Below are 19303 nucleotides of genomic sequence, written 5' to 3' on the forward strand. Positions count from 1 at the left end.
ATGAACTTGATGATTGGAAAACGCCTTAACGATCGATATAAAATCTTAAAATTAATAGGCAGCGGCGGAATGTCCATCGTATATTTAGCCCATGACATGATATTAGATCGTGACGTAGCTGTTAAAATGTTACGCCTAGACTATTCAGATGATCCTGATTTTTTGAGACGATTTCAACGAGAAGCATATTCAGTTACTACTTTGTCGCATCCGAATATAGTAAGCTCGTATGATGTTGGTGAAGAGAACGGATTGCATTATATAGTAATGGAGTATGTTAAAGGGGAAACATTAAAAGAATACATACAAAGGAATTATCCAATTGACATAGAAACTGTTTTAAAAATTATGGAGCAGTTAACTTCGGCGATTGCACACGCACATCATTTCCAAATCGTTCACCGAGATATAAAGCCGCAAAATATTTTAATAAACAGTGATGGTAAGGTGAAAGTAACTGATTTTGGAATTGCAACTGCATCCACATCAGTTACCATTACTCAAACGAATACTGTCCTTGGCTCAGTACATTATATTTCACCTGAGCAAGCAAGGGGTGGCATTGCAAATAAAAAAACAGATATCTATTCTTTAGGAATTGTCATGTTTGAACTACTAACAGGTAGAGTACCTTTTTCGGGTGAATCAGTAGTTTCCATTGCATTAAAGCACTTGCAAAGTGAGGTTCCTCCTCCATCTAGATGGAATGATACGATTCCACAAAGTGTCGAGAATATTGTATTAAAAGCAACTGCCAAAGATCCTTTTTATCGATATGAATCAGTTGATGAAATGAAATTAGATGTTCAAACAGCTTTAGATCAAGATCGAAAAAATGAAAAGAAATATGTCATACCAAGTAACAATGAAGAAACAAAAATAATTCCAATTATAAAGGATGTACCTAATACGAATGATGAAGATACGGTTATTATTCCTGTACAAAAAGGAAAAGATAATGTAGTTTCATCGAATAATAAAATTCAAGATAAAAAGAATAAGAAAAAAACGAAAAATAATAAAAAAAATCGTTTTGCAAAATTTATAATCGGTATTTTTATTGTTTTGACGATCGGTGGTTTATTAGCGATTACTGTTATACCAGCTTTATTTTTGCCAAACGACATTGAGATTCCAGATGTTAGAAATATGACTTACGAAAATGCTGTCACGCTACTTGCCTCAAAAGGTTTAAAAGTTAATGATCCAAAAGAAATATCTGATAATGAAATTGAAAAAGGTAAGGTAGTGAAAACATCACCGGGTATAGGCGAAACCGTTAAAGAAAAATCTTCAATCACAATTTATAAGTCTTCAGGTAAGCAAAGTGGTGAAATGGAGGATCTCACTGGTTATCAATATGATTCGATAAAAGATCGGCTTAAAAGCGACTATAAATCAGTAACTACACACTATGTTGAAAATGACGCATCTGAAGGTGAAATTGTTGATCAATCACCAAAAGCTGGTGATGCTGTTGTGCAAAGTGATGAAGATTTAGAAGTATGGATAAGTAAAGGTCATTCATCTTTTGGCATCAGGGATTTAACAGGTTGGACTAAAGGTGATGTTAATTCTTATAAGAAAGAAAATAATCTAAAAGTAATTTTCCAAGACCAGCAGTCAGACACTGTTGATAATGGTCTAGTTATATCACAGACACCAAGTGCGGGATCCCAAGTAAAAGAAGGCGATTCGATTATTGTCGTTCTTTCATCTGGAGCACCGATACAAAAACCTAAGGAAGTTTTAATCAAAGTTCAAGTACCTTATATGCCTTCAGTGCCAGATGCTCCGGAAACTATACAGGTATATATTACGGATGCTAAGAATACAGGAGACAAGCCTGCTATTACAAGAACAATTACGGAAACAACACCAATTTCTTTCACACTAACTATTCTGCCTGGCCAAACAGCTTCTTATAAAATTTTAGGTGATGGTCAAGTAAAAGAAATTGTACCAAAACAAAATGAACCATATTAATCGTATTAAACAAACTTAGGAGTGAATTTATGCCAGAAGGCAAAATTATTAAAGCATTAAGTGGTTTTTATTATGTAGAATCAAGCGAGGGGATTGTTACTTGTAGAGGAAGAGGAAATTTTCGAAACAAGAAAATTACCCCGCTTGTTGGAGATCATGCCATATACCATATAGAAAAAAGTGGAGAAGGTTACTTATTAGAGATTAAAGACAGAAAAAATGAACTTGTTAGACCTCCAATTGCAAATGTAGATCAAGCAATACTTGTTTTTTCTGCAGTTGAGCCAGATTTTTCTCCAGTCCTTTTGGATCGATTTTTGGTTTTAATCGAGTTTAATGAAATAAAACCAATTATCGTTATAACAAAAATCGATTTATTATCTGAGGAAGCATTAAAAAAGATTAACGCATATGCAGACTATTATCGTCAAATAGGTTATGAAGTCCTATTAACATCTTCTAAAACTGAAGAAGGTGTTGAACTAGTTCAACCGATGTTGGCCAAGAAAATATCAGTGTTTGCTGGTCAATCTGGGGTTGGAAAATCGACTTTACTAAATGCTTTAAAACCTAACTTAGATTTAAAAACAGGAATCATTTCTTCCCACTTAGGTAGAGGAAAGCATACAACAAGACACGTAGAATTAATTGAGATTGGAGAAGGTCTTGTTGCAGATACACCTGGTTTTAGTTCGTTAGATTTTATTGATATTGAGGTAGAAGACCTTTCTTATTGTTTTATTGAAATGAGAGAAAGAAGTAACGCATGTAAATTTAGAGGATGTACTCACTTAGCAGAGCCTAAATGTGCCATAAAAGAATCAATTGAAAACGGAGAAATATCTTCTGATCGATACGAACATTATAAATCATTCATCCAAGAAATAAGAGACAGAAAGCCGAGGTACTAAAAATGATTAAAATTGCACCATCAATATTATCAGCTAATTTTGCGAAATTAGGAGAAGAAATTTTAGACGTTGAACGTGGAGGAGCAGATTACATTCATGTTGATGTAATGGATGGCCATTTTGTTCCAAATATTACAATTGGACCATTAATTGTAGATGCAATTCGTCCTGTCACAAAATTACCGTTAGATGTACATTTAATGATCGAAAATCCAGATCAATACATTGAACAGTTCGCAAAAGCAGGAGCAGATTACATTACTGTCCATGTTGAAGCATGTAAACATCTTCATAGAACAATCCAATCAATTAAAGCTCTTGGTGTAAAAGCAGGGGTAGTCATTAATCCAGCTACACCAGTTTCTACAATTGAAAATATTATTGAAGACATTGATATGGTATTACTAATGACTGTTAATCCTGGATTTGGTGGACAAAAATTCATTCATTCAGTATTACCAAAAATCAAACAAGTGTCTGATATGGCAAAAGAACGTAATTTACAGGTTGAAATTGAAGTTGATGGCGGTGTAGATGAGCATACAGCAAAACTTTGTATTGAAGCGGGTGCTACAGTTCTTGTTGCTGGATCAGCAGTTTTTAACAAAGAGAACCGTAAAGAGGCAATAGCAAAAATTAGAGGTTAATGCAGTCATTTTGATTGCATTTTCTTTTTTTAGGAGTGAGTAATTTGATTATTCATCTTGTAGGCGCTGGACCAAGAAATAAAACTCCATTTCGTTCCATTCAAAAAAATGAGAATGAGGTATGGATAGGGGTTGATCGCGGGGCAGGTTATTTATTATCTGAAGGGATCATTCCTGAAGCGATATTTGGTGATTTTGATTCAATAAGTCAATCACATTTAGAAGAATTAAAAGAAAAGATTGAAAATGTTTTTACTTTTCCCCCTGAAAAAGATGATACTGATTTAGAATTAGCTTTAAAGTGGGCTTTAGACCAAGGACCAAATAAAATCATGATTCATTGTGTTACTGGTGGACGGCTTGATCATGAGTTTGGGAGCATTAATACTTTAGTTAAATACTTGAATCATCATACGGATATCTTGATTTTAGACGACGTTAATGAAATTAAGGTATTAAAAGAGGGTTCTCATTTATTTAAAAAATCAAATGAATATAAGTACATTTCTTTTTTCTCACTTGGAAACGAAGTGAAAAATTTAACACTTGAAGGCTTTAAGTATCCACTTACGAATTATTCGTTAAAAGTAGGTTCTTCTTTATGTGTAAGTAATGAAATTTTAAACGAAAGCGGTGCTATTTCTTTTGCAAGTGGCATAGTTTTGGTAATAAGGAGTAAAGATTAAAAATCATGACATAGTTTTCGCTCAATGCAAGTAAAATGTATTAGGATTAATCTTTTCCTTAGGTCCTTTTTAGAAAGCTTGTAGGAGGGAAAGCATGAGATTTTATACAATTAAGTTACCAAAATTTCTTGGCGGGCTTGTGCGTGCAATGCTGAGTACATTTAAGAAAGATAAATAGAAGGCACCCATTACTTGGGTGTTTTTTATTTATAGCCATGCCAAGCATTGTTATCGTATACATTGTTGCTGTTTTAGAATGTGATAGTTGATACAACTCCAGGATGATCCCTTTCCGCGTTGGCGTGAGCTAGCCTCCTTGGCAAGCATGCGGGGTCTCAGCCTTCCCGCTATTCCCAAAGGAGTCTCGCACCTTCCGCACGAATCAACTTCTGTCTTTAATATTAAATATCTCAAAAGCAACAATCTTTTAGAATAGAACCTTTTACAAATACCGATATTACTCCTCTTCTTTGGGTGTTTGCCCAAAATGTGTCCTTGAGATAAACGGGAAGTTTTCACTTTTCTTACTGTCTAGCTCCAACTTCCATCTCCTCGGTCATTTCACAAACACCAAATGAAGGGAAAAATCACCCTTCTTTTGGTGTTTGCTCCAATGCCTTTCGGAGAAAAGCGGGAAGTTTCCGCTTTTCTTATAAAATGCAAAAAAGCATAGCTTTAAGCAGCTATGCTTTCGTGTACGTATAATTGTTATAAATTATACGCGCTCAATTTTACCTGATTTTAATGCTCTCGCTGATACGTAAACACGTTTAGGTTTACCATTAACTAAAATACGAACTTTTTGAAGGTTAGCACCCCAAGTACGTTTTGAAGCATTCATAGCGTGAGAGCGACTGTTACCAGAACGAGATTTTCTTCCTGTAATAACACAAACACGAGCCATCTATATCCCTCCTTACATACAAACGGAATAACATTTAAATAGTTATTTTCATTTAGAAATACTACTATAATTTATCATAACCATATATAGAATGCAACAGTTATTAAAAAGCATTTCAAGAAAAATTACTTGACATAGGATTGTATAATATACTAAAACTAGTAAAGTGACATCTTATTTTTTGTTAAAATAGAATTAAAATTGGTTCATATACAGGAGTTGCTTTTTCTGCTGATAAGAGGCTATTTGTGGAATCATTCGTTAAATACATATACTTAATAGAATTATTTAGTTAAAAAGTATACAATAATAGATAAGCAAAAAGATTCATAACTACTTGGTACTGAAAAAATAAGGGGGACCAGTAAAATGTCATTAGAACTTAAAACACAATATGGATCAATTGAAATTAGTACAGAAGTAATTGCTACAATTGCAGGAGGAGCAGCAACTGATTGCTACGGTATTGTAGGAATGGCTTCAAAGAACCAAATAAAAGATGGAATCACAGAGATACTAAGAAAAGAAAACTTTACTAAAGGTGTTATCGTACGTAATACAGGAGAAGATGTACATATAGATATGTATATAATTGTAAGTTACGGAACAAAAATTTCAGAAGTAGCTAGCAATGTACAAAATAAAGTGAAATACACACTTGATCAAACTTTAGGGCTATCAGTTGATTCTGTTAACATTTTTGTTCAAGGTGTAAAAGTTACGAACATGTAAGACACTCTAAGGAGGAGAACTTGTGTCCATTAAACGTATTGACGGTAGATTATTTGCAGAAATGGTTATTCAAGGGGCGAATAATTTAACGAAAAATGTGAAATTTGTAGACTCTTTAAACGTATTTCCTGTACCAGATGGTGATACAGGGACAAATATGAATTTATCCATTACTTCTGGTTCTAAAGAAGTTAAAGAAAATCCAAACAATCATGTTGGAAAAGTAGGACAGCTTTTTGCAAAAGGACTACTTATGGGTGCTCGTGGGAATTCGGGTGTTATTTTATCTCAATTATTTAGAGGGTTCTCTAAATCAATTGAATCAAAACAAACAATCTCGACAGCTGAGTTTGCTGCTGCACTAGAAGCTGGCGTAGAATCTGCTTATAAAGCTGTCATGAAACCGATTGAAGGAACAATTTTGACTGTTGCAAGAGAAACTGCAAAAAAATCTGTAGAAATTGCAGCAAATCATGATGAATATATCCCATTTCTAGAAAAAACAATTAAAGAAGCTAAAGCATCCTTAAATCGCACACCAGACTTATTACCTGTCTTAAAGCAAGTAGGTGTAGTAGATAGCGGTGGTCAAGGACTAGTTTTAGTATATGAGGGCTTCCTAGCAGCTTTAAAAGGGGAAGAAATTTCACTTGAAGGTGCTGAAGAAGCATTATCGTTAGAAGAATTAGTTGAAGCAGAGCATAGAAATGTACAAAGTATGTTAAATGCTGAGGATATTGTTTTTGGATATTGTACAGAATTTATGGTTCGATTTGAAAAAGACAAGACTGATAAAAATCCTTTTGACTTAAATGCATTCCGTGAAGAACTAAGTGAATTAGGAGATTCGTTATTAGTTGTTGCAGATGATGAAATTGTAAAAGTTCACATTCATGCTGAATATCCAGGTGAAGTATTTAATCGTGGTCAACGTTACGGTAGCTTCCTAAAAATTAAAGTTGAAAATATGCGAGAACAACATTCAAACCTTGTACACGATGATAAAGAAAAGAAACAATTAACTCCTATTAAAAATAATGAAAAACAAGAATACGGAATCGTCACTGTTGCTATGGGTTCTGGTATTAAAGTATTGTTTGAAAGTATTGGAGCTACAGTAGTAATCGAAGGCGGCCAAACAATGAATCCAAGCACAGAGGATATTGTAAAGGCTATAGAAAAATGTAATGCTAAAAATGTGATCGTTCTACCGAATAACGGGAATATTGTTATGGCTGCAGAGCAAGCTGCAACAGTTTCTGATGCAGATGTTGCCGTTGTAACTTCTAAGAGTGTTCCACAAGGAATGTCGGCTTTATTAGCATTTAATCCAACTGTTACACTAGAGGAAAATGCAGAAGGAATGAAAGATGCACTTCAGTATGTAAAAACTGGTCAAGTGACATTCGCTGTCAGAGATACTGAAATTGATGGAGTAGAAATTAAGAAAGACCATTTTATGGGGATTCTTGAGAATAAAATTATTACTACTGATGCAAATCAATTAGGTGCTGCTAAAAAGCTACTTTCAGAAATGGTAGATGAGGATTCAGAAATTCTAACAATCTTGCAAGGTGAAGACGTTTCTGACGAAGAACTTGCAGAATTAGTATCTTACGTTGAAGATCAATTTGAAGAAATTGAAGTAGAGGTACATAAAGGAAATCAACCTCTATACTCTTATATTTTTTCAATTGAATAATTTGTAAGACTAGATAATTTTTCAAGAACTTAATTCTCGTTTCTTCTTGATGAGATAAAATGAAAGTCTTTTATACACAAACAAATGAAGAGGGACATCTATTAATGATGTCCCTCTTCATTTGTTTGTTAGCAATATTCTTCACAAACATAACCTTTTATATTAGCGCGTTTCTTTTTTGTTATATAAATTCTTCTTTACATATACGAACGTTTATATGCTATTTGTTTATTCGATTTATTTTTATTGAACTAAGTTCGGTTGGGATATAAATCTTATTTTTAAGTACAACGTTCCCCATTGAGTCAAATAAATTTTCAATTAATAATACGAATAAATTATTATTTGAACGTAATTCATAGTTTGAAGAAGGAAGAACTGATTCTGTAAATTTTATTTCGATTGTTGATGAATGGATTAGCGTATAAATATCTTCTTCAAGTATTTTTAGTGCGCTCTGTTGATCGTTAAGATTCATTTGATAATGGGAAGCTGTCTCACTTGGGAACATTGTAAAAGCATGTGCCACAACTTTATTTTTAGACTTGTACCACCTATTAAATTTAATCATTACTGCTGAATCTCGATTAAAAATCTTTTTACTGTAATCATAATCATCTGAAAAACTTACTTCAAAAGAAGCATCTATATCATCAATCGTTTCTGTACAACATTGAAAAATAGTATTATCTATTTTTTCTAAACCTACACTTTTTACATTTACATTTTGTTTGATAAAGTTCCCTTGCCCATGGGTTGTTTCAATATAACCTTCCTCTTTTAGTAAACCCAATGCTTGTCTTAGGGTCATTCTACTAACATTCATCATCTTAGAAAGTTCAGGTTCTGAAGGTAGTTTACTTCCAATCGGATAGACTCCATCATTAATTAGTTTAAATAATTTTTCAAAAACCTCCTCGTATAGAGGTGATTTTTTTTTATTTTCAGCAGACATAACCAACACTCCTTACAAATATTATATCGAGTTATAAATTATTCGCAATCTTATCTGTTATGTGAAAATGTAAAGCGTGACCATTATTCTTAAAATATTTAAGGTGAAGAATATTGTGGAAGTTTAAGTTTGTCCTTGCTTATTTTAGTATATTGAAATATAATTTGATTGTATTAATTAGACAACTAAGTATACAACTGCATCTCGTGATATTAAATTGTTATCTTTAACTAGATGGTAATAAGAAATCAAGACAAAATAGTTTTTTTTCCCTAATTGTGCAAACGAATACATTTTAGTAAAACGAGTAAAAATAGTAGTTGGATTATAGTTATTGATATTTAAGTAGATCAAAATGAATAGAAATGGAGAAATTATAATATGACAACAGCACATAATACAGCAAAAGTTGGAGATATTGCAAAAACAGTTTTAATGCCAGGAGATCCACTTCGCGCGAAATATATTGCGGAAACATATCTAGAAAATCCAGTACAATTTAATACTGTACGTAATATGTTTGGCTATACGGGAACTTATAAAGGAAAACAAATATCTGTAATGGGATCTGGTATGGGAATGCCAAGTATTGGAATTTATTCATACGAGTTATATAAGTTTTATGAAGTAGAAAATATTATCCGTATTGGTAGTGCAGGAGCTTATACAGATAAACTGAACATACATGATATTGTGCTTGCGGATAGTGCTTGGAGTCAATCAACATTTGCAAAGACACAAGCAGGCGTAGAAGGTGATATTCAGTACCCTAATGAGTTATTAAATAACAAAATTGAAGATACTGCAAAGCAGATTAATACTCCTATTGTTAAAGGTAGAATACATTCCAGTGATGTATTTTATCATGAAAGTTCAGTTCCAAATTATGTTGATTTTTATAATGACCATAAGTGTATTTGTGTAGAAATGGAAAGCTTTGCATTATTCCATAATGCAAAAGTATTAGGTAAGAATGCAGCTTGTGTACTTACTATTTCAGATTCATTAGTTACTCATGAAGAAATTAGTGCTGAAGCAAGACAAACTTCATTCGATAAAATGATGAAACTTGCATTAGAGGCTTGTATGTAAAGTGTAGTGTTTTTGAAATTTGTATTTATCTCTTTTATATTGAAAATATAAAAGAGATAAATACACTAGAGTCATAATAATTGTTATCTGTTTTGTATGTTATTATTTTATACACAAACTCACACCCGATTGTGAGTGGCGGAATTTTGTAGAGTGTTCACTCTGTTTCGTTCGCCCGTTGTCCTGCTGGACAGCGGGCGTTTTTTTATTTATATAGGAGGATTTTTTATGGAGAAATTTAAGTTTTCATTATTAGTTTTATTTGGTGCCTGCAGCTATGGCATACTTTCAACAATTTTCAAGCTCGGCTTTAGGGACGGTTTTTCTGCGTTTGAGCTATTAGGAGGACAATATGTATTTGGCTGGATTGGACTATTGCTACTTGTTCTTCTTTTCTCACGTCATAAAATGTCAACAAAACAAGTACTTTTATTATTAGCTGTCGGAACAACAATGAGCATGACCAGTATTTTTTATGCAATCTCTGTAGAAGAATTACCAGCTTCGATAGCTGTTGTTTTACTCTTTCAATTTACATGGATTGGAGTAACCATAGAAGCAATTGCGAATCGAACATTTCCAAGCCGTGAAAAGATAATGTCAATTATTATTTTATTTGCCGGAACTCTATTGGCAGGTGGGGTGTTTGAAGGATTTGGACAAAACTTCTCTACAAAAGGTATCATTTTTGGACTATTAGCCGCTGTTTCTTTTTCCTTTTATATTTTTGTGAGCGGACGCGTTGCTACAAATGTACCACCATATACGAAAAGCTTTCTAATGACAACAAGTGCTACATTTATCGTTTGCTTATTTTTTCCACCAACCTTTTTAATTAATGGTGCCTTGCAAGCTGGATTATGGAAATATGCACTCTTCCTTGGATTCTTCGGTGTTGTTGTACCGGTCATTTGCTTCTCTATTGGTGTCCCAAAAGTAGGAACAGGACTTGGAACAATTTTAGGTGCTGCTGAACTCCCAATAGCAATCATTGCTTCTATTACACTTGTTCATGAAGCTGTATCACCATTACAATGGCTCGGCATTGTTTGTATACTACTTGGTATTTTCGCACCGCAATTTCTTTCTGCACGAAAAGATAAAAAACGTAACATAGAACTCAGCGGCTAACAAAAAGAGCACACCATGTGCTCTTTTTTAAAAATTAACTAATCTCAGTGAATTTGCTTGGAGGAACGTGTGATAAGTCATGAGTTCGTCCGATGGAAAATAAATGATTTTCGTAATGATTAACATTAAAGTATTACAGTACACATTAATAAAATATAATTAAGTAGGTATTAAATTTGTCATTTAAGGGATTTGAACTTGAGAAAATTTAAGCGATTACAGAAATAATTACGTAATGGGTAAAATTTCAATAGAACTATCAACGATTTCGTATTAAACTAAGAAATGGGTTATCTCAATGTTTTTTAAATGTAGATAATATAAAAAGAGTAAACGTAATATTTAGGTTTGTTCTTCTATTCAAAAATAATAGAAGTGGGGGAAATGACATGAAGTATAAAAGTGTTTTTGATATAATTGGCCCAATTATGATTGGTCCTTCTAGTTCACATACTGCAGGTGCGGCAAGAATCGGTCGTGTTGCAAGAAATTTATATGGTAAGTTACCTAAAAAAGTAAGAATTTCTCTATATGGTTCTTTTGCAAAAACGTATCGTGGACATGGAACAGATATCGCGATTATTGGAGGACTATTAGACTTCGATACATTTGATGAGCGAATTAGAGAATCATTAAAGCTTGCTACTGATCAAGGAATGGAATTTGATTTTATAGAGGAAGATGCGATTACAAATCATCCTAATACAGTGAAAATCACAATTGAAGATGATGACCAGACTTTTGAGTTGGTAGGTGTTTCAATTGGTGGTGGTAAAATTGAAATTATTGAATTAAATGGCTTTGAACTAAAACTTTCAGGAAATTATCCTGCAATCTTGGTAGTACACAATGATCGTTTTGGTGCAATTGCTGGAGTAACGAATGTCTTAACTAAGTATTCATTAAACATTGGCCATATGGAAGTTTCTAGAAAAGAAGTTGGTCAGCTAGCATTAATGACAATTGAAGTAGATCAAGTGATTGAAGATAAAGTATTAGAAGAACTAATGTCGTTACCACATATTGTACAAGTAACGAAAATGGTGGACTAATTAGTAGGAGGTGTAGTGAATTGTTTAAAAATGTTGCAGAATTAGTAGAGTTAGCTGAATCAAAAGGCGTAAAAATAGCTGAAATTATGATTCAACAAGAAATGGAATTCACTGGTAAAACTAGAGAAGAAATTATTAGAAAGATGGAAATGAATCTTGATGTTATGGAAAAGGCAGTTGAAAGAGGACTTGAAGGAGTTCATTCACCTACTGGCTTGACTGGTGGAGATGCTGTTCTTTTACAAAGATACATTGAAAAAGGAAATATGTTAACTGGTCATACAATTTTAGATGCAGTTAGTAAAGCGGTTGCTACAAATGAAGTAAACGCTGCAATGGGTACAATTTGTGCAACACCAACTGCTGGGTCAGCGGGTGTAGTACCAGGAACATTATTTGCTTTAAAAGAAAAGCTAAACCCAACACGTATGCAAATGATTGAGTTTCTATTTACTTCAGGAGCTTTTGGTTTTGTTGTAGCGAACAATGCTTCTATTTCTGGTGCTGCAGGAGGTTGCCAAGCTGAAGTAGGATCTGCTAGTGGGATGGCTGCAGCTGCGATCGTTGAGCTTGTTGGCGGGTCACCTAGTCAATGTGCAGAAGCATTTGCAATTACATTAAAAAATATGCTTGGACTAGTATGTGATCCTGTAGCAGGATTAGTAGAAGTTCCTTGTGTGAAAAGAAATGCAATGGGTGCTGCAAATTCAATGGTAGCAGCTGATATGGCATTAGCGGGTATAACAAGTCGAATTCCGTGTGATGAAGTAATCGATGCAATGTTTAAAATAGGACAAACAATGCCTTCTGCGCTAAGAGAAACAGCGCAAGGAGGATTAGCTGCGACACCAACTGGAAGAGAGCTAGAAGCTAAAATATTTGGTGTCTCACTAACAAAAAAATGAGACAAGAATTATTACAACCTGTTGTAATATTAAATGGCATCGGTGAAGAAACTGCTAATTTACTAAAAGAATTAGACATTCACACAATTAATGACTTGATTAACTATTTACCTTATCGATATGAAGATTTTAAACATAAAGAATTAACTGAAGTGAAACATGATGAAAGGGTTACTGTTGAGGGTACTGTTCACAGTGCCCCTTTAATTCAATTTTATGGCAAAAAAAAATCTAGACTTACCTTTAGAGTGTTAGTGGATCGTTTTCTTATTACTGTTATTTGTTTTAATCGTCCTTATTACAAAACAAAATTAAACTTAAATGAACAAATAACAGTGACAGGAAAATGGGATCAACACCGCCAGACTATAACAGTATCTGAATTAGTGTTCGGTTCTAGACCTAATGGACATGAAATCGAACCAGTCTACTCCGTTAAAGGAAATTTAACGGTAAAAACAATGAGAAAATTTATCTGGCAGTCACTGACAAAATACGGTGATTACTTAGAAAATATCATTCCAAATCAACTTGTTAGTAAATATAAGTTGCTTCAGCGAAAAGATACCCTGAAATTATTACATCATCCAATTGATGGTAATAGTTTAAAACAAGCTAGAAGAACATATGTTTATGAAGAGTTTTTTCTTTTTCAACTAAAAATGCAAGCACTTCGTAAAGTCCAACGAAATCATTCTCAAGGTATTGCAAAAAAAATTAATCATCGTCAAGTAAACAACCTTATTTCCTCTTTACCATTTCCATTAACAGGAGCACAAAAACGAGTGGTCAATGAAATATTTGATGATATGAGCCAGCCATATCGAATGAATCGGTTATTGCAAGGTGATGTAGGTTCAGGAAAGACAGTTGTGGCGACAATTGCTCTTTATGCAAATATGATTGAAGGATACCAAGGTGCATTAATGGTGCCGACAGAAATATTAGCAGAACAACATTTCGAATCATTAGTGAAAATGCTAACAAATTTAGACGTGAATGTTGAGTTGTTAACAAGCTCAGTCAAAGGGAAAAGAAGGAAAGAACTTTTAGAGAGATTAAAAAATGGAGAAATAGACATAGTAGTTGGTACACATGCACTCATTCAGGATGAGGTTCAATTCCAAAAGTTAGGCTTAGTTATTACGGATGAGCAACATCGATTTGGTGTCAATCAGAGGAGAGTACTTCGTGAAAAGGGGTATTTTCCAGATGTTTTATTTATGACTGCAACACCGATACCTAGAACATTAGCAATAACAGCATTTGGTGAAATGGATGTATCAATTATAGATGAATATCCTGCTGGACGTAAAAAAATTGAAACATATTGGGTTAAGCAAGAAATGTTTGATCGAGTATTAACATTTGTCCAAAAGGAGATTGAAAAAGGTAGACAAGCTTACGTTATTTGCCCGCTAATTGAAGAGTCAGAAAAATTGGATTTACAAAATGCACTAGATCTACATAGTCAATTATCATTTCATTTTCAATCTATTTGCAAGGTTGGCTTAATGCATGGGAAATTGTCTTCTGCAGAAAAAGATGAAGTAATGAAGGCATTTTCAGCAAACGAAGTTCAAATCTTAGTATCGACTACTGTTGTTGAAGTAGGTGTAAATGTACCTAATTCAACCATCATGGTTATTTATGATGCTGAAAGATTTGGTTTATCTCAACTTCATCAGTTAAGAGGCCGTGTTGGTCGAGGATCGGAACAATCTTACTGTATTCTAGTGGGAAATCCCAAAAATGAAGTAGGAAAAGAACGACTGCGTATTATGACCGAAACGAATGATGGATTCGAGCTTTCAGAGAAAGACCTTGAACTTCGTGGCCCTGGAGATTTTTTTGGTAAACAGCAAAGTGGTGTTCCAGTGTTTAAAATGGCAGATATGGTACATGACTATCGAATTCTTGAAGTTGCAAGAACAGATGCAGCTATGCTAGTAAATTCGAATTCCTTCTGGGAGGACGATCATTATCTTCCACTCAGAGACTATTTGAAAGATAGTGGGATATTTAATTCTGAAAAACTAGATTAGTACTAGGTATTAAAAGTTTGTAAAAATGTATTGATAAACTAGATGTTTTATTATAAACTGATGTTAATACCAGGTAATAAAAAATACTGAGGTATAGAATATGAGAAGAAATAAAAAAGATCGCCAAAAGAAGTTAAAAGATATAATTGAAGTAAATCCGTTTATTACAGACGAGGACCTTTCTAATCAGCTCAGTGTCAGTATTCAAACGATAAGACTTGATCGATTGGAATTATCTATTCCGGAATTGCGTGAAAGAATCAAAAATGTAGCTACACAGCAATTAGAAGATGTAAAATCATTGCGTGTAGATGAAATTATTGGTGAAGTCATTGATATTCAACTAAATGATAGTGCTATTTCAATTTTCGACGTGAAACAAGAGCATGTGTTTAGTCGAAACGGCATTGCCAGGGGTCATCATTTATTTGCACAAGCGAATTCTTTAGCAGTAGCAGTCATTAATGATGATTTAGCATTAACTGCTAAATCGAATTTAGTGTTTCTTAAACCTGCAAAACTAGGTGATCGAATCGTAGCAAAAGCTAAAATTATTGAAGATGAACCCGAGACAAGGCGTAAAACAGTTGAAGTTAATGGTTTTGTTGAGAATGAACACATTTTTGAAGGTACATTCGAAATGTATCATCGCTCGCAGCAATGATTACCAGGAAGGAATTAATGATATGAGACTAGCGATAGACGCAATGGGTGGAGATCATGCTCCAAAAGCAATCGTAGAAGGAGCTATGCTCGCTGTAGAAAAACTTGAAAATATTACAATCACATTAATCGGTGATGAATCAAAAATTAGACCTTACTTAACAAATGATAAAAACATCCAAATTATCCATACAGATGAGGTAATCGAAGGAACAGATGAACCTGTAAGAGCTGTTCGTCGTAAAAAGAATGCGTCTTTGGTTCTTATGGCGAATGAAGTAAAAGAAGGTAGAGCGGATGCTTGTATATCAGCAGGTAATACAGGGGCACTGATGACTGCTGGTTTATTTGTTGTTGGCCGTATGGAAGGCGTTGAACGTCCTGCCTTATCTCCAACATTACCTACTGTAGATGGAAAAGGATTTGTATTTCTTGATGTTGGTGCAAATGTTGATGCGAAAGCAGAACATTTACTTCAATATGCAATTATGGGTTCAGTATACGCTGAACAAGTTCGTGGCATTAACAAGCCTAGAATTGGATTGTTAAATGTAGGGACAGAAGATAAAAAAGGTAATGAATTAGCTAAACAAACCTTTGAATTATTAAAGAAGAGTAACTTGAATTTTATCGGCAATGTTGAAGCAAGGGACTTAATGGATGGAGTAGCTGATGTAGTTGTTACAGATGGTTATTCTGGAAATATTGCATTAAAAGCCATTGAAGGAACTGCATTAACCATGTTTTCTTTGTTAAAAGATGCATTATTATCTAGCTTTACATCCAAAATATTAGCAGCACTTTTAAAGCCGCAATTAAAAGGTCTTAAAAAGAAAATGGATTACTCAGAATACGGTGGTGCAGCTCTTTTTGGATTAAAGTCACCAGTTATTAAAGCGCATGGAAGCTCAGATGCATATGGATTTTTCAATGCAATTAAACAAGCACAAACAATGGTGGATCAACGTGTCGTTCATTTGGTTAGTAAACATATGGAGTCACAAAACAGTGTGAACGATTAAGGAGGAATCTACTTAATGGGAAAGACAGCATTTATTTTTCCAGGGCAAGGGTCTCAAAAGGTTGGAATGGGACAAGATTTATTAGAACATTTTGAGGATAGTAAAGAATTATTTCAGAACATTGATCAAACTCTTGGATTTTCATTAACGGATATTATGTTTAACGGTACTGATGAAGATCTAACTCTTACATACAATGCTCAACCAGCGATTCTTGCAACATCAATTGCTTTTTATGAAAAAATAAAACAAGCGGGTATTCAACCTGATTTTGTTGCTGGTCATAGCTTAGGAGAATTTTCTGCACTTGTTGCCTCTGGATCATTAGAATTTAATGAAGCTGTAAAGTTAGTTAATACTAGAGGGAAATTAATGGACAAAGCAGTCCCAGTTGGGAAAGGTGCAATGACAGCAGTGTTATTTTTATCAATGGATAAAGTTGAAGAAGCTGTCAAAAAAGCTGTATCTCAAGGATACGAGGTTGGGATAGCAAATTATAATTCTCCAACTCAAGTTGTTATTTCTGGGGAAGCTGAAGCAGTGAAAGTTGCTTCAGAATTCTGTAAAGAAGCTGGAGCAAAACGAGTAATACCATTAAAAGTAAGTGGTCCTTTTCACTCAAGTCTAATGGAACCAGCAAGTACTGATTTCCGAAATGAATTAGAAAAAATAAATGTTTCTGACAGTAAAGTTCCTGTTATAACAAATGTTACTTCAGAGCCTGTTACGAATGCTTCTGAAATTAAAGAATTACTTGTTCGCCAACTTTTCTCTCCTGTAAAATGGACTCAATCGATTGAAAAACTTGTTGAACAAGGCGTTGATACATTTGTAGAAATTGGACCTGGTAAAGTGTTAACTGGTTTAGTAAAAGCAATTAACCCATCAGCTCGATTAATTAATGTGTACGATATACAAACACTTAATGAATTTTTAGAAAAATGGGAGGAGATTAAACCATGTTAACAGGGAAAGTAGCACTTATTACAGGTGGATCTAGAGGAATTGGAAAGGCTATCGCATTAACACTTGCTAAAAATGGTGCAGATGTTATTGTGAATTTCTCCGGTAATGAACAAGCTGCAAATGAAGTTGTAAATGAAATTCAATCTCTTGGTAGACAAGCAATTTCAATTAAAGCGAATGTTGCAAATTCTGATGAAGTTACCAGTATGATGAAACAAGCAGTTGATACTTTTGGTAAAGTTGATATTCTAGTTAATAATGCTGGTATTACAAGAGATGGCTTATTACTTCGCATGAAAGATGCTGACTGGGATGATGTAATTAACACAAACCTTAAAGGTGTGTTTTTATGTACAAAAGCAGTTGCAAAACATATGACTCGTCAACGTTCTGGACGCATTATTAACATTACGTCAGTTGTTGGTCAAATCGGTAATCCAGGACAAATTAATTACGTTGCTGCAAAAGCTGGGGTAATCGGCGTTACAAAAACAGCTGCAAGAGAGCTTGCGTCACGCCAAATTACTGTGAATGCAATTGCACCAGGATTTATTGAAACTGATATGACAAATGAGTTATCAGAAACAGTTAAATCGCAAATGCTATCTAATATACCATTACAATCATTTGGACAACCTGAAGATATTGCTAATGCAGTTTTATTCTTAGCTGCTGATGCAAGTCGTTACATTACAGGACAAACAATTAATGTTGATGGTGGATTAGTAATGTATTGATTTGATGAAATAACATGTTATCATGTATAATGTGCTATAGAATTACTTTGGGGGGAGGTGAAAGATGATGCAAGATGTATTAGAGCGTGTTTCTAAAATTATTGTTGACCGTTTAGGTGTAGAAGAATCTGAGATTGCTTTAACTAGCCGTTTCAAAGAGGATTTAGATGCTGATTCTTTAGACGTAGTTGAGTTAGTAATGCAATTAGAAGATGAATTCGAACTTGAGATTTCAGATGAAGATGCTGAAAAAATCATCACTGTTGGTGATGTTGTTAGCTACATAGAGAGCAACATGTAATGGCTGAACTAGTCCCGTACAAAAAAAGTACGGGACTTCTCAGCATATTTCTATGATTTTAAAATCATCCAATTCTGTTGTTGGAGGTAAATATGCCACATTTTAGAAGGGTAAAAGAAAGTAAGCTGTCAGAGCAAGAAGTACAAAATTTTAACTCATTACAGCAGCAACTCAAAGTTCAATTTGATAATACTCAGTTGCTTATACAAGCTTTTACACATTCATCCTATGTGAATGAGCATCGCAAAAAGCCCTATGAAGACAATGAACGATTAGAATATTTAGGAGATGCAGTTTTAGAATTAACAGTTTCTCAATATTTGTTTCAAAAATACCCGACAATGAGTGAAGGGGAATTAACTAAACTTCGTGCTGCGATCGTTTGTGAGCCATCATTAGTCAAATTTGCAAATGAATTATTATTTGGAAATTATATTCTCCTAGGTAAGGGAGAAGAAATGACTGGTGGACGTACAAGACCAGCCCTTCTTGCGGATGTGTTTGAAGCATTTATTGGTTCCTTATATTTAGATAAAGGATTAAATGCAGTAGAGAATTTTTTATCAACTTATGTTTTTCCTAAAATAAACGCTGGTGCTTTTTCGCATGTGATGGATTACAAAAGTCAATTGCAAGAATTTGTTCAAAGAGACTCAACTGGAACAATTGAATATCAAATTCTACATGAAAAAGGACCAGCCCATAATCGTGAGTTTGTTTCAAAAGTGTTATTAAATGGACAAACACTTGGTATTGGAAACGGCCGATCTAAAAAAGAAGCTGAACAACATGCAGCAAGTGAAGCATTAAGCAAATTAAAAGGATTAAAAAAATAGGTTTTTTTCTAAAAGTTTAAGAAAAAGGCC

20 protein-coding genes are annotated in these 19303 nt (G+C 34.0%); 18 read left to right on the forward strand and 2 right to left on the reverse strand.

The window, feature by feature from the left end; all coding sequences use genetic code 11:
* The first annotated feature begins 6 nt into the window (after nt 1-6).
* The 5 genes from pknB (at nt 7) to spoVM (ending at nt 4408) form a co-directional block, all read left to right on the forward strand.
* Nucleotides 7-1986, forward strand: a complete 1980-nt coding sequence (gene pknB, locus J5Y03_RS06610) for a Stk1 family PASTA domain-containing Ser/Thr kinase (RefSeq protein ID WP_209403884.1) — start codon at nt 7-9, stop codon at nt 1984-1986.
* A 29-nt stretch (nt 1987-2015) separates the two neighbouring features.
* Nucleotides 2016-2897, forward strand: coding sequence for a ribosome small subunit-dependent GTPase A (rsgA, locus tag J5Y03_RS06615; RefSeq protein WP_209403799.1), 882 nt, complete (start codon nt 2016-2018; stop codon nt 2895-2897).
* A 2-nt stretch (nt 2898-2899) separates the two neighbouring features.
* Nucleotides 2900-3544, forward strand: a complete 645-nt coding sequence (gene rpe, locus J5Y03_RS06620) for a ribulose-phosphate 3-epimerase (RefSeq protein ID WP_209403801.1) — start codon at nt 2900-2902, stop codon at nt 3542-3544.
* Nucleotides 3545-3588: 44 nt separating this feature from the next.
* The gene (locus tag J5Y03_RS06625) at nt 3589-4230 is read left to right on the forward strand and encodes a thiamine diphosphokinase (protein WP_209403803.1); all 642 of its coding nucleotides are present in this window, start codon (nt 3589-3591) and stop codon (nt 4228-4230) included.
* Nucleotides 4231-4324: 94 nt separating this feature from the next.
* Complete coding sequence (spoVM, locus tag J5Y03_RS06630) at nt 4325-4408, forward strand: stage V sporulation protein SpoVM (protein ID WP_209403886.1); 84 nt, start codon at nt 4325-4327, stop codon at nt 4406-4408.
* A 537-nt stretch (nt 4409-4945) separates the two neighbouring features.
* Here the strand turns inward: spoVM and rpmB are convergent.
* Entirely contained in the window at nt 4946-5134 is a 189-nt protein-coding gene (gene rpmB, locus J5Y03_RS06635; protein ID WP_025568947.1) for a 50S ribosomal protein L28, read from the reverse strand.
* Between the two features lie 369 nt (nt 5135-5503).
* On the opposite strand from rpmB, the gene J5Y03_RS06640 reads away from it, so the two are divergent.
* Both J5Y03_RS06640 and J5Y03_RS06645 read left to right on the forward strand, forming a co-directional pair.
* Complete coding sequence (locus J5Y03_RS06640; protein WP_209403805.1) at nt 5504-5866, forward strand: Asp23/Gls24 family envelope stress response protein; 363 nt, start codon at nt 5504-5506, stop codon at nt 5864-5866.
* Between the two features lie 22 nt (nt 5867-5888).
* Nucleotides 5889-7568, forward strand: a complete 1680-nt coding sequence (locus J5Y03_RS06645; RefSeq protein ID WP_209403807.1) for a DAK2 domain-containing protein — start codon at nt 5889-5891, stop codon at nt 7566-7568.
* Between the two features lie 220 nt (nt 7569-7788).
* Here the strand turns inward: J5Y03_RS06645 and J5Y03_RS06650 are convergent, their stop codons facing one another.
* On the reverse strand, nt 7789-8523 hold the full coding sequence (locus J5Y03_RS06650) for a GntR family transcriptional regulator (protein ID WP_209403809.1): 735 nt from the start codon (nt 8521-8523) through the stop codon (nt 7789-7791).
* Nucleotides 8524-8904: 381 nt separating this feature from the next.
* On the opposite strand from J5Y03_RS06650, the gene deoD reads away from it, so the two are divergent.
* From deoD to rnc, 11 genes are all read left to right on the forward strand, one after another.
* The gene (deoD, locus tag J5Y03_RS06655) at nt 8905-9615 is read left to right on the forward strand and encodes a purine-nucleoside phosphorylase (protein WP_209403811.1); all 711 of its coding nucleotides are present in this window, start codon (nt 8905-8907) and stop codon (nt 9613-9615) included.
* 228 nt (nt 9616-9843) lie between these two features.
* Complete coding sequence (locus J5Y03_RS06660; RefSeq protein WP_209403813.1) at nt 9844-10746, forward strand: EamA family transporter; 903 nt, start codon at nt 9844-9846, stop codon at nt 10744-10746.
* A 389-nt stretch (nt 10747-11135) separates the two neighbouring features.
* Nucleotides 11136-11798 (forward strand): L-serine ammonia-lyase, iron-sulfur-dependent subunit beta, encoded by a 663-nt coding sequence (gene sdaAB, locus J5Y03_RS06665; protein WP_209403815.1) that lies wholly within the window; start codon nt 11136-11138, stop codon nt 11796-11798.
* 20 nt (nt 11799-11818) lie between these two features.
* Nucleotides 11819-12703: an L-serine ammonia-lyase, iron-sulfur-dependent, subunit alpha gene (sdaAA, locus tag J5Y03_RS06670; RefSeq protein ID WP_209403818.1), complete on the forward strand. Its 885-nt coding sequence runs from the start codon at nt 11819-11821 to the stop codon at nt 12701-12703.
* Nucleotides 12700-14748 (forward strand): ATP-dependent DNA helicase RecG, encoded by a 2049-nt coding sequence (gene recG, locus J5Y03_RS06675; RefSeq protein WP_209403820.1) that lies wholly within the window; start codon nt 12700-12702, stop codon nt 14746-14748. The genes sdaAA and recG overlap by 4 nt, the downstream gene beginning before the upstream one ends.
* A gap of 100 nt (nt 14749-14848) precedes the next feature.
* Nucleotides 14849-15412 carry a transcription factor FapR gene (fapR, locus tag J5Y03_RS06680; protein WP_209403822.1) on the forward strand — a complete coding sequence of 188 codons (564 nt, stop codon included), beginning with the start codon at nt 14849-14851 and terminating at the stop codon, nt 15410-15412.
* A 22-nt stretch (nt 15413-15434) separates the two neighbouring features.
* Nucleotides 15435-16433 (forward strand): phosphate acyltransferase PlsX, encoded by a 999-nt coding sequence (gene plsX, locus J5Y03_RS06685; RefSeq protein ID WP_209403824.1) that lies wholly within the window; start codon nt 15435-15437, stop codon nt 16431-16433.
* Between the two features lie 15 nt (nt 16434-16448).
* Nucleotides 16449-17399 (forward strand): ACP S-malonyltransferase, encoded by a 951-nt coding sequence (gene fabD / locus J5Y03_RS06690; RefSeq protein ID WP_209403826.1) that lies wholly within the window; start codon nt 16449-16451, stop codon nt 17397-17399.
* Entirely contained in the window at nt 17393-18136 is a 744-nt protein-coding gene (gene fabG, locus J5Y03_RS06695; protein ID WP_209403828.1) for a 3-oxoacyl-[acyl-carrier-protein] reductase, read from the forward strand. Before fabD ends, fabG begins: the two co-directional genes overlap by 7 nt.
* A gap of 67 nt (nt 18137-18203) precedes the next feature.
* The gene (gene acpP / locus J5Y03_RS06700; RefSeq protein ID WP_209403830.1) at nt 18204-18437 is read left to right on the forward strand and encodes an acyl carrier protein; all 234 of its coding nucleotides are present in this window, start codon (nt 18204-18206) and stop codon (nt 18435-18437) included.
* Nucleotides 18438-18529: 92 nt separating this feature from the next.
* Entirely contained in the window at nt 18530-19273 is a 744-nt protein-coding gene (rnc, locus tag J5Y03_RS06705; protein WP_209403832.1) for a ribonuclease III, read from the forward strand.
* Nucleotides 19274-19303 lie beyond the last annotated feature (30 nt).

This window comes from Gottfriedia endophytica, assembly GCF_017814275.1.
GTDB classification, from domain to species: domain Bacteria; phylum Bacillota; class Bacilli; order Bacillales; family Bacillaceae_G; genus Gottfriedia; species Gottfriedia endophytica.